At 44.9% G+C, this 13,193-nt stretch carries 12 protein-coding genes; 4 read left to right on the forward strand and 8 right to left on the reverse strand.

The annotated features are described in order from the left end of the window. Positions 1 to 140: 140 nt before the first annotated feature. The 7 genes from KUA46_RS16615 to KUA46_RS16645 all read right to left on the reverse strand — a co-directional run bounded on the left by KUA46_RS16615 (position 141) and on the right by KUA46_RS16645 (position 10,312). A complete protein-coding gene (locus tag KUA46_RS16615) occupies positions 141 to 308 on the reverse strand; it encodes a hypothetical protein (protein WP_153137195.1) in 168 nt (55 codons plus the stop codon). Positions 309 to 452: 144 nt separating this feature from the next. Further along, the gene (locus tag KUA46_RS16620; protein WP_217746027.1) at positions 453 to 3,014 is read right to left on the reverse strand and encodes a BACON domain-containing protein; all 2,562 of its coding nucleotides are present in this window, start codon (positions 3,012 to 3,014) and stop codon (positions 453 to 455) included. Then, positions 3,011 to 5,521: a hypothetical protein gene (locus KUA46_RS16625; RefSeq protein WP_217746028.1), complete on the reverse strand. Its 2,511-nt coding sequence runs from the start codon at positions 5,519 to 5,521 to the stop codon at positions 3,011 to 3,013. Before KUA46_RS16625 ends, KUA46_RS16620 begins: the two co-directional genes overlap by 4 nt. Positions 5,522 to 5,538: 17 nt before the next feature. Further along, the gene (locus tag KUA46_RS16630; protein WP_218487421.1) at positions 5,539 to 6,531 is read right to left on the reverse strand and encodes a FimB/Mfa2 family fimbrial subunit; all 993 of its coding nucleotides are present in this window, start codon (positions 6,529 to 6,531) and stop codon (positions 5,539 to 5,541) included. A gap of 109 nt (positions 6,532 to 6,640) precedes the next feature. After that, positions 6,641 to 8,233 carry an Mfa1 family fimbria major subunit gene (locus tag KUA46_RS16635; protein WP_218487420.1) on the reverse strand — a complete coding sequence of 531 codons (1,593 nt, stop codon included), beginning with the start codon at positions 8,231 to 8,233 and terminating at the stop codon, positions 6,641 to 6,643. A 23-nt stretch (positions 8,234 to 8,256) separates the two neighbouring features. Continuing rightward, positions 8,257 to 9,696 (reverse strand): DUF3868 domain-containing protein, encoded by a 1,440-nt coding sequence (locus KUA46_RS16640; protein ID WP_218487419.1) that lies wholly within the window; start codon positions 9,694 to 9,696, stop codon positions 8,257 to 8,259. A 25-nt stretch (positions 9,697 to 9,721) separates the two neighbouring features. Continuing rightward, a complete protein-coding gene (locus tag KUA46_RS16645) occupies positions 9,722 to 10,312 on the reverse strand; it encodes a DUF3575 domain-containing protein (protein ID WP_337506553.1) in 591 nt (196 codons plus the stop codon). 464 nt (positions 10,313 to 10,776) lie between these two features. Here KUA46_RS16645 and KUA46_RS16650 point away from each other — a divergent pair, with 464 nt between their 5' ends. Both KUA46_RS16650 and KUA46_RS16655 read left to right on the forward strand, forming a co-directional pair. Continuing rightward, complete coding sequence (locus KUA46_RS16650) at positions 10,777 to 10,953, forward strand: hypothetical protein (protein ID WP_233339456.1); 177 nt, start codon at positions 10,777 to 10,779, stop codon at positions 10,951 to 10,953. Beyond that, positions 10,950 to 11,255, forward strand: a complete 306-nt coding sequence (locus KUA46_RS16655; protein ID WP_117695134.1) for a type II toxin-antitoxin system RelE family toxin — start codon at positions 10,950 to 10,952, stop codon at positions 11,253 to 11,255. The genes KUA46_RS16650 and KUA46_RS16655 overlap by 4 nt, the downstream gene beginning before the upstream one ends. Positions 11,256 to 11,563: 308 nt before the next feature. Here KUA46_RS16655 and KUA46_RS16660 read toward each other — a convergent pair whose 3' ends face one another. Further along, positions 11,564 to 12,223, reverse strand: a complete 660-nt coding sequence (locus KUA46_RS16660; protein ID WP_420377699.1) for a DUF4143 domain-containing protein — start codon at positions 12,221 to 12,223, stop codon at positions 11,564 to 11,566. A gap of 298 nt (positions 12,224 to 12,521) precedes the next feature. Between KUA46_RS16660 and KUA46_RS16665 the strand changes: the two genes are divergently transcribed. Together KUA46_RS16665 and KUA46_RS16670 are read left to right on the forward strand one after the other, a co-directional pair. Further along, a complete protein-coding gene (locus KUA46_RS16665; RefSeq protein WP_006848192.1) occupies positions 12,522 to 12,842 on the forward strand; it encodes a helix-turn-helix domain-containing protein in 321 nt (106 codons plus the stop codon). A 2-nt stretch (positions 12,843 to 12,844) separates the two neighbouring features. Next, positions 12,845 to 13,060 (forward strand): hypothetical protein, encoded by a 216-nt coding sequence (locus tag KUA46_RS16670; RefSeq protein ID WP_217326933.1) that lies wholly within the window; start codon positions 12,845 to 12,847, stop codon positions 13,058 to 13,060. Positions 13,061 to 13,193 lie beyond the last annotated feature (133 nt).

The following is a 13,193-nucleotide window of genomic DNA, read 5'->3' on the forward strand; positions in this document are numbered from 1 at the left end:
TTGAGTGAAGCTAAGAATCAAGAAATCCACAGCTGGCTTGTTAGCCTGCTGTGGACTCTCTGTTATTTTACCCTGAAATTATAATAAAAGTGTAAGCATCCTTATAATATTGTCTTAGTTATCAATTATTTTCTTACTTATCAATCTGGCATCGCTTTGTAGCGGCCTGTGTTATTACCATTACTGCCACTCACGAAACTGATGTAGGTATGGGTTTTTCCCTTCACCTTCACAACACCATAATAGAACAGGCCTTTCACCTTCAGGCTTTCATCTCCACCCTCTGCTAATTCGTATTTGTTTGCCATATCTATCGTTGAATTCTCTTGTTTGTTTTACAACACTAAGATAAGTGAATTCTTCGACATGAGAAAAATCCTGGGCAACTTTTTGTTGCCCAGGTACTTAAAAAGTTTAATTTATAATAGTGTTGCGAAATGAAGGAAATATAATTATTCGAAAGATGAGTCGTGAACGGTAAATACTCGTTGGTCTCCCACCAGTTTCTTTTCGCCAATCCATCCATCGTCCTCTAGATCTTTGGTACTCTGTCGGAAACGGATGTACAACGGTTTGTTTTCGCCAAACGATTCCTTTATCCGTTCAGGGTCGATCATATCGTAGTAGATGGTCGTCTCAGAGCCACCCGTGCTTCGTATCTTCTCACCGTAACGTCTGTTCCTGTATTCATTGTTTTCGGTATATATGTAGATATACAGTGGTTGCGTGCTTGTTCTTTTGTCGTGTATCGTTAGTCGGTTTTTGTCGAGCACGGCACTGCTCGATTTCACACATCGGGTGTTCAAGTATTTATACACAACGGTAGAATTTTTGCCATCTACATACCTAACATTTTGCATGCCTTGTGAACCACTCGACAGGCGCGCCACGTTGTACCAATAGCCATATTCGTTGCTGCTGAAATCGAAACCTTGGTTGCCCGAAACGATGGTAGCCGACCAATAGTAACCTATCGATGGGTTGGTCACCTCATATCCGTTATTCATGCCTCCACGGGGGAACCGTATGCTTTTGCTTTGGGCGGTGGTGGCAGCCGGCAGTTCGACAGACTGGTAGGTGGTGCCGTTGCTAGTGGTGCGTGTCACCAGAGTCATTTCAGGTGTCAGTTGCTTCCACAGTGAGGCGGTAGGTATAGAGAAGCCCGGAGGACAGATGTCGGCCATATCCGAGGTCTTGTCTCCCTTTTTTATGCGATAGTAGCCTCCGGGGTCGTTCACAGAAGCTGCCCCTAGGTTTCGGTCGAGCATCTTCACACCTTTTTCACTCTCTATCAGCTCATAGTAGTACCATCCCGTTGTGTTGGTTCGGTTGCTTGCCGGCTGATAGGTGTTCTTTTCCTCCCAGAATATGCCCGTATGGTAGATGTCGTATATTATTTTGTGCCCATCTTTGGTTGTTATGGTGAATCGTCCGGTCCATACGCTTTCGTCGTTCGGGTCTTTGGCCTTGATGGTGTAGACACCACCATCGGCTTTTACCTCGGCTTTTTCCTCGACTGCCTTGTCGACCTCGTAAGAGTCTCCGGTTTTCTTCGCAATGGTATAATAGTAGTTGTTTTCACTGCCTATGCCTAGTTGCAATCCATTGTCGCGCTCTGAGGTTCCGCCCATGGCTGTGCGTGATGTACCATTCACCTCTTTGGAAATGAACTTGATGTAGTCTCGTCCATTTTCACCGTCGCCTTGCAGTCCGTAGATTTTTGTTACTCGGGCTTTTTTTAAGTTGCTACCTTGCTGCACTATCACGATGTCGCGTTTCAGTACGCCGAAAGTCACGGTAAGTTTGGTTTGCCTTATTTCCTCACTGGGATTCTCGAGGCACTTGAAGGTCAGTTTGTAGCCTTTGCCTGCCGACGAATAGTCGGCTGAAGAGATGTCTGTTCCTCCATCTTTGCTGACTTCTGTCAGCCAGCTGTCTGTGGGTGTGCTGAGCTTAGGCGTAATGTTTTCAGCTTTTACACCGTTGCCCCACATAGTGACGAAGTAAGCCTCTCCGCTACTGTATGTCTTCTCACCGGCCTCTACCCGCACGGTATCGCAAGTGCCTAGTTCGTAAGCCCCGTTGGATATGAGGTTGGTCACCATGAAATTGTAGTCTTTTATCTCTACCTTGATGTTGCCTGCCGGGGCTTTCAGAGCTTCTTCTTTAGTGTTGTAGCCTTCACCTGTGGCGGTCACGGTTATCTTGTAGTGGTGGTTGCGCAGCAGGGACAGTTTGCTGCCCTCAGCATCCAGAAAGTTGGCCGTGTAGTATTTTTCGTTTGCTTTGATTACTATGCGCGAGTCGACCTTTGCAGGGGTTTCGAAGAGATAGAGTGCTTCTCTGGCGTTGGAGCCTTCGCAATTGCCTATCGTTTTGTCCAGCTTGTCTCCGGTCGGTTCGTTCGTGTTTCCGACAGTATAGTCCTTATAGTCCTTGGGAGCGATACTGCCTTGGGTGGCCGTTTGGGTGATTTCCCAACCCGTTATCTCGAACTTATCTTTTATCGATTCTGCTTTGTTCAGAGTGGCCATCGCCACATTGCGCAACAGGCTGACCGTGTTGTTCGTTCCGCTTTTCAGATCACTCATGTTGATATGTCCCCAAAGTACGGGTGGCGATGGTATCTCATCGCAGTACACACCATCAAGTTTCGCAATGTTGTCTTTGCCTTTCAGTATGGCATCGCCGTTGGCAACAATGTGAATGTCGGTTGTCTTGGTATTGACATCATTGATGGTCAGGGTGTTGTCGCTGAAATTGCTTGGCTCGACCTTTCTCATTGCCACAAAGCTGCCTTGGTCACCGTATTCGATGACATATAAATCGTTGCCACTGATTGTCTCATCGGTATTGGCTCTTGTGTTCACTACGGTAGTGGCGGGAACGACCAACCGTAGTGTCACCTTGCCGTTATCGAAATAGTCTGATCCGCTGAAAATGTCGTCTGAACAGGCCGACATCAACAGACATATCGTCAGAGCCAGTAAAATCTTTGTGTATTTGCTGTTCATCTTCTAGTTCTTCTTTTTTGTTTTGTGTTTGTGGTTGTCGGGGGAGTTCCCTCATACCATCTTCCATCCTTGTAATATCCGGTGTTGTCCTTGAAGCGTTTGCCACCGAAGAGAATACCGTATTCTTGTCCATTTTCCTTTTTCACAATGACATATTTGTATTCTCGCCCTTTGACACACCAGAATGACAAGGAGGTGAGTTTCCAACCAGCGTATCCGTCAGGATCGACTTGGGTGCTGAATCCTACATTATCTTCATTACCTTGCTTACCGTATAGGGATGTACTACCAGTATTTATGTACCAGTTGTCTATGATATCACCTTGATAGTACATTTTAAATGTTACCAGATGGATGTCGGGTTTGCTCTCGAAAAATTCGTGTAGGTTGGAAGTAGGGTCGTAGACAAACCATCCTTCGCGGTTCTTGAAATCGAAGAGCTGCACTCCCGGTTCCATTTCGTACGGATATCGCTGGGCGTCATTACCGCTATTGAACATTATCAGTGTTTCGCCGGGTTTGGGATATTTGGATTTCGCTCCTGTGATGCTGCACCATCCTTTTTGTTGTGTGGATAGTTCGAAAAGCTTCCACCCCTCGTTTTCCAGGTCGACCTTCATCTCTACTCCCGGCCAAGAAGGCTTATCTTGACCTTCTTTTTTGTCGAAGAAATACCACACGCTTTGGGGGATACCGTTTCCATCTTTTTTATCGGTCATGCCATACTGGGTGTATAGGTATATGTTATAGTTTGGCCATTTGTTGTCGGTAGGCTTGCCGGTGTTGTTGTGTTCTTTATTTGCCCCATCTCGGCTATCGTTGAGGGCAATGAAATGTATTCTATAGTTGTTCAGACGAGGAATGACCGTAACCTTCACTGGCTTCTTCAAATCGTCGTATCCCGAACTGCTTGGGGAGACGGTGAAAGATGATGTCCATGTGTTTGTGGCTTTTCCGTCTGATTGGAGCATTATTTTTCCCTTTGAAGTTCCCGTATACGTTATCGTCACATTGTCGTCTTTGTTGGCGCTGGTGAGACTCGTTTTATCAATCGTTATTCCGCCAAGGTTGGTCTCGAACGAGACTGCATACGTACTTTGCTTACCTTCCTCCGTGTTTATCTCCACTTCGAGCGGTGTGACGTTGAGGAAAGGCGTTACATTGTATTGCACGTCAATGTATTTCACGAGATTGTTGGCGCGGATGGCTACCACTGCCGTACCTTTAGTTTGCCCCTCATATTCGTTCATCTGTATCGCAGGATTGACGGTGAAGTTGATTTGTCCGCTCTTGACTGTTGCCAGAACAAGAGGTTTTACGCCGATTTTATCCACGCATTCCACCTGTATATCTTTGGCGTTTGTTTTATATCCGATAGAGTCGTTGTATTGTGAGGTGACGAGTATCTGTTGGCCGGTTTTCTTGTCGTGGTCAAAGTTGCTGTCGTCGTGCTTTCCTGTGCGCGACACCCATAGCCATGTTTGGCTGAAGTCGGCATACACATCCTGCAATGTCCACTCAAAGACACTCATCTTGATCTTCATATCCATTTTACCCTTGCCAGTGACGCTGGCAATCATGTCGTAGAACGTACCTCGTTCCAAGTCGCCTCCCGATTTATTCCCTGCTACGCCTCCCAAGGGCAGTATGTAGGTGTGGGTGATTGTGGTCTCGTCTCCTTTGGAAGTAAGTTCTGTACCTTTAATCTCAAGATAGGTGTTTTTTTTGTTGTTATAGTTCTCTGGCAAATAGAGAATGTCAGTGTAGCTCCATTCGTCTTTGTTGAAGTCAACTTCATTTTTGACCGTGAGCGTCTGTTCTTGTGTTCCATTGTTTCCCTTTCCGTCAAACAGTCCCCCTGTGTTTACAATGTCTTTCACCGTGATTGATGTAATCTTCAACCGGTTGGATCCGAAAGAGTTTTGGGAGAAAGTTTTGTTGTTGAAACGCAACGAGAACTTCACCTTGGAGCAAACAAAGATCATGTTGGCTGTTATGGTGGCCGAGGTGTTTGGGCTCACTTCCAGCTTATTGTTATCTTCGTTATTTTTGTATTCGTATAGTAGTGGCAGCTTACCTTGCACCGGCAAATTGCCGTTGCTGAAGTCGAGCGTTTTTGCCTTGAGTTGTTCTTCTGTTGTGTATATGCTTATGCCCGGAATGTTGGCCGTCAGATATATTTTGTATTCCCCTTGCTTGAGGTCGCAGTAGAACACTCGATAGTTGTTGTCGGATGAGAGTTGGTCGATGTCTATTCTGCGCACCACGGCCTCACCTTTTCCGATGGGATAGGCGAAGAACCAAAGGTCGGTTATGACTCCTTCATTGCCCTGAATATCAACAGCGTCAGCGTCGGGAGTGTCGCTGCCTTCTCGTGTGACATTGCTGTAGGGGATATATACAGTCACGGAATGTGTCGGGCCGTCAGGTCCAAACCCGCAGTCCGAACATCCTGTTGTCATCAGTAGGATGGCTATGTTGAATAATAACAAAATATACTTTCTCATAATGGCAGTTGTCTTTTTTACAGATCGTTGTCGTTGAACACTATTCGCCATCTGTTGATTTGCAGCGACAGCACCACTTCGGCGTTGTTTCTGTCACGGCCGATAAGCAGTATGATTTGATAGTTGTTCTCACGGTCGAGATACTCCTGTAGAGACATGTCCTTGTATTTGTCTAGGCGCATCATCTCCAGGTATTTCACCAAGTCGATGTTGAACACATCCCGGTTGGTCTTTTGGTTGTGTACGACGAACCGCGACGCTTTGTCGGTGGTTAGTCTGAGGGTGGCCATCTCTGCCAATAGGGCGCTATTGGTTGGAGCGGTCTGATTGTCTATAACGGCCTCTTTCATGCTGTAGGGGCGATATTCCAGCACCGGGCAGTCTGCGAGGTTGTTGTGGTAGTCGTAGGTATGATTGGCCGCTTTTATGACCAGTGAATAGTCGCTGGCCGTAAGAGGCTTGTCGTCCGCCGACTGTATCAACACCTTGAATCGGTTGACATCTTTTACCAGTGGGACTACAGCCAGGCTGGGTGCTGTCTCGCTGACGGTGAAATGTTCAGTGATACCGTGCCACAAGTCTTCGGGCGACTTGTCGTAGACGGTCTGTGTATCGCCGAGCTTCAGATTGAGCTGCAGCTGGTCGATGCTGTTTCCTGTGGTGGGTTGTTGGGGTGAGATGTTGTAGCACGAAGGCGTGTTGTCGGTTCCTGCCCATGCCACCAGTGTGTACGTTCCGGCTTGCAATCGGAGTGGCAGACTATAATTCCCATCGTGTCGTGTGATGTGGTCTTCAACGGTTGAAACGAACCGCCCACGGTCATCATAGATGAACAGCTTCACCCAGTTCACCTGCGATGGAAAGGCATCGGCGAACTCCATGTTGTAGTTATAGACGAAGCGCACCTCGCACGGACATGGCTTCTCATCCTCGTATACGCAGGAGGACAACAGGGCGGTCAGTGCAAGACACAACACTATCATCGGATAATAAAAGCGGTTGTTATGCATAATGTTAATATTGGTGGAATGTTTTGTTCCATTGGGATATCTCCTTCTTGTTGTCAGGAAGGAGATACCGAGCTTTTGTTTATATTCGTATTCTGTATTTATTGGCGGCTTATTCCAAATCTAAGTTTTGTTTAACCACACGCCATTTCTTGATGTTGACTTGCACCTGTATGGCTGCTTCTGCCTTGTCGTCAGGATCTGTAGGTTCCTTATAGGTTGGCTGGCTGTAGCCCAGCTTCTTGATGCTGTTTACTGTCAGTTCATACCAGAAGTTGCGCACCACTCCATACTTGTCTTGCTCCATAGTTACTGTGCTTGTTGGGTTGTGCTTAATCCATGCGGTGTAGTAGCAGTAACCCTTCTCGTAGGTCTGAATATCTTTATCGTTTTCAGACATTGACTTTGTGAAATCTTTGTTGACAGTTTCGGCTTTATCGTCCGTATTTGTTGCAATGGCCTTGTACAAGCATGCACCTGCCTTACTTTTGAAGACATAGCCGTTGTATGAATAGAATGTTCCGTCTGTTATGTCTGTTCCGTCTGTATTTTTTGCTTCAGTGAATATCTTATCCGTGATGGCAGCGTCTTTTCCAGTAGTAAGGTTCAGTACTTTTTCAAACATCTGGCTGTAGCTGTCTGTTCCATTTTTAGCAGCCAGTTCTGTATAATACTTGCCTTCAGGTACGTATTTCACTTTATAGACAACGCCGGTGGTCTGACCGTTTAACTGGGCAGAGGCTTCCATCGTGTTTTCCGGACAATAGAATTTGGCTTCGCTTGGAGCAGAGAAATCCTTTGCGATTCTTTGCTCGAAGTTTGTTTCACAGTAAGCTGCGTCTATCGAAGTTTCATTATAGTTAGGATCTTTTGGGTAAGGCCAATCGTTAGTAACAAGAGGTCTGTTCATTGCAAGTGTTCCTTCCTTTACAAGATACATCTTTTTATTCAAGTTAATCAGGCTGACACCTTCCAACGTGGCCTTGGCTATGGTGGTGGCTAGGGTGTTGTCTCCTTGTTTTATATCAAAGGATAGGTGGTCGACGTCATTGTTGAATGTGACCTTTGAAACGGCACGTTCAACGTCTACTTTCAAGAGATTCAAGTTGGTTTTTCCACCTGTTATCTCTGTTCCAGCATCATCTACTTCTTTATCAGTTGCATCCGTTTTAATTTCTTGCGCTTCCGGGGCAGAAACATTGGTCATGAAGAAATTGTCCTTTGTATAGAGTTTGGCGATTTCGCCTATACCGAATACCGCCTTCATATCTGTAGACCCTTTGATGATAGGGCTTAATGAGCTTTGGCTGTACTTGTAGTTGGCCAAGACGTATACCTTATACTTGCCGGGAGTACATTTGAATGGTTCTGTAACACGAACTAGTTTGTCATTCTCGTCTTTGACCGTTGCTTCTTTCATTTTTGGAGTAATGACCTGCATAGCAATGCCATTCTCATTGGCCAACACCACAGTAAGGTCGTTGACGGTGTATTCTGCATCGTCACCATAAGCTTCGTCACCGGTAATACCTGCGAGGGCACGCGTGGTAGCACTGTTTGCTACAGAAATGGCAATCTGTGCGTAGGTTTTGCCTTCGCTAGTGGTTCCATCACCACCATTTAAAGCTTCATCGTTCGATGAGCAACTGGCAGCCAACAGGGCTAACCCCGTCAGACTACAAAAGAAAAGTTGTTTTGTTTTCATGTGTTAAGTAATTAATTAATTGATTATATATCAGAATTTCTCTTTCTCACTTCTTCCAGATTCATAGCCGCTTTCGGGTCGTTGGCCTCTGCAGCCTTTTTCCACCATACCACGGCCTCTTCTTCCTTGCCTTCTTTCCAAAGCAGACAGGCACGCGTGTTCCATGTAAACGGTTCGTTCGCCGTGTGCAGCAGGTATTTCTCAGCCTTAGCGGTGTCGTTTCGTTGCAGTGCGATTATCGCAGCGTTGAGGTTGGCTATGGAGTGGGTAGGGTGGCTGTCGGCAGCAATCATCAATGTGCGGTCTCTTTGCGCTTTGTCGTTGCCATAGAATGTGTCGGCCACGGTGTAAAACTCGTAGACGTTGAGTTCTTCGGGATGGGTCTCAACCATCTTTCGTGCTTCTTCCGGTGTTCTTTCCCGGCTGTAGTATTCCACTCTGAATATATTCTTCCTCAGCATGGGATAAACTGTGGTCAGCAGGATTCTGTAAGGTTCGCCACTGCCTATCGACTTGATGGACTCTTCCCTTTTGTCCAAATCGTTTTCTCTCTTTATGACTTCCATGATAGAACTTTTGTATGGTATCTCCATCTTGGACAGAATTTCTTTCAGTCCATCCCAGTTCTCACCCCTAGGTGTTACTGTCAACAGCGAGTTGGCAAATGAATATCTTTTGCTCACGTAGCTTTTCAATGCCTGGGCGCGGCCTTCTGCCAACCACTTGTTGTGGTTCAGCGTGCCTTCGGGCGATGCATAGCCTGCGATGTCAATTCGGTTGATGACATAGACAGGGTTGTTCTCGACAGCTGTCAACACCGAATCTATCTTGTTTAGTTCTTGGCGGTTGCCATAGCGATTGGGTAGCAGGATGGTCTTGTTGACAGGGTATATCAGAAAGGCATCGCAACTCTTCGTCCTGATATCGTATTCTTTAGGACATTTCATCTCGGTCGACAGTGCCAGTTGCGGTGCATACAGCAGGTCGCCTACGGTCTGTTCGTTGTCGAGCAGCCCGCCACAGGCACACCCTACCACCTCTTCTCTTAGTATCAATCGAGCCTTGTCCATCCATGGCTGTCGGTCGATGTTGGCTTTGTATTCCACAAATCGGGTCTTTTTGCCTTCCAGTGTGATGTAGGGCTTGTCGGTTGGCGCGTATGAATTACCGGAACGACGGTCTTTCAAGGCTCGTGTGCGTCCGCTTACCACCACAGGAGCCAGCTCTACCGAGTGGCTGTTGTCATCGGTGCGTATGATGGGTATGATGGTACGACGGTGCTGGCTCTTGACGGTCTGTTTTCCTAGGTCGAGTGTGAACGACAAGGCTATCTGTCCGGCTTTGAGACGTATGGTCTCGTTGTTCACCCCACAGAAGTAGCCATGGTTGTTGTCTGCCATGGTAGTGGCAGGCTGTATGTATAGGAGGACGGCTCCCAAGAGGCATTTATTTATAATGTTCATTTTCATATTTGTTTATGAGTTAACGTTACAGACAGTATATCAGACTTATGGCGGCCTTGGTTGGACCGATGTAGTTGTAGTGTGACTTTTCAACGGGCTTGCCACACTCCCGACATTCGTACTTCTTGTAGTCGACATAGAGATAGCCCACGCCCACCGACAGCTCAAAGTTCCATCGGGGTGACATTACCCATTGATAGCCATAAGACAAGCCTCCACCGGCGGCCCAGCCTTGATAACGGTTGTCGCGCAACGATGGGAACAACCCGAAAGGCAGCTTTATGCCTCCTGCATTGAATTGTCCTCCCAACGCATGGATGCCGAAGAAGTGTCCGTTGAAGGTTTCGCACGTCCAGTATCGCAGTTCGGGTTGCACGAGCCAATGTTTCAACTTCTTGGTATCTGAGAATTGCCAAGGCTGCCACCCTCCACCTACAGAAAATGAGTGCTTGTCACCAGTTGCGACTTCTATCGCCAAGTTGGGGGTTGATGTGGCAAGATAGGGTATATTTGTCTTTATGGCTACTTTCTGCGCTCTGCTAGAGAAAACAGCCAATACAAGTAAGACAGACACTATAAGTAATTTTTTTTGTTTCATCATCCGAATCAATTTCATTTTTTGCACTTCTATTGAGAACTTGCCGGCTTATCCTTGTAACATGGTGGATGTCACCGGGTTTCCTTTTCGGCTGCAAATTTAAGAGAAAATCCAATACGAAGCAAGAAAAAGTTTCAAAAAGGCTACATTTCTTTGTGCAAACGTTTGCACACTTCATGCAACCTGTTTACGCACACACATCATCAAGCACATGATTGATGGCTGCCTTAATCATTTCCAGTGCCATGCCATGTTTCTTCTTCAAAATACTTAATGTGTTGAAAAGCAGTTTTATCATCCATCTAACTATTAATCTTTATTAATTATACATAGAGATATACCATATATATGAAATATATTATGTATCTTTGCACCAAAGTAGAACCATTTAAATAAATACACTTATGAGTACAGTTTCAGTAACACCTTCTAAAAGAAAGATTATTGACTTAAAAGATGATACTTTTAAGACTCTATCCATTATGGCTATTCAGAAGGGAACCAACCTCAAAAACTATATTGAGGATATACTCAATGGCATAGCCGAAGATTACGAAGACGCAAAGCTCTATGCTAAATTAAGAAAAGAGCAGCCAGAGGGTCTCATCCGTGCCAACAAAGAAGAACAAGAAGATTTTGAAAAGTGGTTAGGCGTATGAATGTCGAATTTTCCAAAGCCTTTGTCAAAGCTTCCAAACGTCTTTCAGGCAAGATGCTCGATTCTTTAAGACGTACGATAGTAGAAGTTAAAGCAGCCAAAGGTATTCAAGATATCTCTGACTGCAAGAAACTTGTTGGGTATCGTAATATATATAGAATTCGTTTAGGTGACTATAGAGCACTATTTACTCTAGAAATTGAGTTTTCTGGCGATACTATATTCTTTCAATATCTTGCTCCACGAGGCGAAGCCTATGGTAAAAAGATGAAAACAGAACTTAAACGAATAGACAAAGAATAATTATATTATTCAGTCTCCAATGTATCAATCTTCTTAGTAAGAACTTTATTACTAATTAATTTTTTAGTTGTGATATTGGCAGTATTTCCTGATTCCAAGAAGCGTACCTTGGAGATGGAATGGAACTACCCACAAGTCTTTCGCTTGTGGGTAGTTGAATACTATCACTCTCTTTGATGGAAAGAATCATTGAGAATTTTACACATGTCATCAAGGTGTTCTTCTGCCAGGAAGAATGAGGGTGAAGAGGCCTGGTCTATCATCATGACCAGTTCCTGGTCCAGCACATACTGGTTCGGTATTTGTTTTTAGATGAATGTTTCCAAATATCCTCTTGCCCCGTAGAGTGGTACATTTGTGATGCCGTCCTGCTCCCGATAGTCGCTCATGGAAAAGCGCAAGCCTTTCATTCCGGGATATTTGGCTATAGTCGCTTTCAAAGACTTTGACTGAAGATTCTCCTCTGCCTTCACTTCTACCGGTATGACCTGCATTCCTGCCTGAATGACAAAGTCTAGTTCCAGCTGGCTGTTTTCCTTACTATAATAATATATAGGAATCTGGCGCAGCGATTCCAGCTGACAGCAAACGAAGTTTTCCGTAAAATCACCTTTCCCGGTATTGTCATTACTAGGCAGCAGAAGCATGGCTGGCGGAGTTTTACTCATAGCCCCCAGCAGTCCACAATCCAAGAGATACAATTTGAAGGCACTGACATCCTCATGAATCTTCAGAGGAAGACCCAAAGTCTTCACCCTACTGATTTTATATACCAGTCCTGCATCTATGAGCCATTGGATGGCCAACTCATAATCCTTGGCTCTGGCACCTTGTTTTACAACACCATAGATGAACTTTTTATTCTCTTTGGCTAGTTGGGAAGGGATGGAGTTCCATACCTGGTTGATTCTTACTACCTGCTCTTTTGGTGCAAAAATACTGAAAATTAATGAAATAGCAAAATACATCACATTTTTATGAGGGACGTTTTGAAAGATTAACACACTTTTATGAGGGACTTTTGGGGCTACATATACACTTTTATGAGGGACTTTCTGTTATGCTTTGATACAAGCCAACAGCCTATTGGCTATTGGAGCATCACCTATCATGGCGCGTGCCGAGGAAGAAGTGGAGGAAGGCAGTAATGCCGGCAGATTTCTGCGTTTAATTTAATACATCTAATTATTCTTTAAAAAACTTGATAACCCATCTTATAATAAAGTAAATTATGTATTTTTGCATATCATAATTAAGATTAAAGCTATGACAAAGAATACAATGGCAAACAAACTTCCAAGGAAGTTGATTCAAAAGATGGAAATCGTGGGTGAGCAGATTAAGCTTGCCAGATTACGGCGCAACCTGAGCATGGCACAAGTTGCAGAAAGGGCAACATGCTCGGAAGTTACACTTTGCAAGGTAGAAAAGGGATTACCAACGGTTTCCATCGGAATTTACCTTCGTGTACTCTATGCTCTTCAGCTGGATGATGACATCTTGCTCCTGGCAAAGGATGACAAACTCGGAAGGGCATTGCAGGATATGGGACTGAAGAATCGTCAACGAGCATCTAAAAAGGAGTAGGAATGGAACGACTGTTTGTTTTCGCTGATTTTAACTGGCTTGGCAAAGCGGAGCTGGTAGGGGAGTTGTGCTATGAAAAATTGCACGGCTCTGACAGTTATGCATTTAAGTTTGATGAGAATTGGCTTAAGGTTCATGCCGGAAGTTTAGCTACTCTGCTTCAAATCCCAGCTAGAGAGATAGATATGTTTAAGGAAAGGTTTAAGCTTAACCTATAATATAATGAAGCATCAAACCTATTTACTTCATTATATTATGGGTTATTCTGCAGTCTCTATCATGTCGATGATGGTATAGATTGGCAAGACATCCAATGCAAGTTGGGTGTTAAAATGGTAAGAAAGGAGATTA

Origin of the sequence: Segatella copri, from assembly GCF_019249765.2 — a bacterium.
GTDB lineage: Bacteria > Bacteroidota > Bacteroidia > Bacteroidales > Bacteroidaceae > Prevotella > Prevotella copri_K.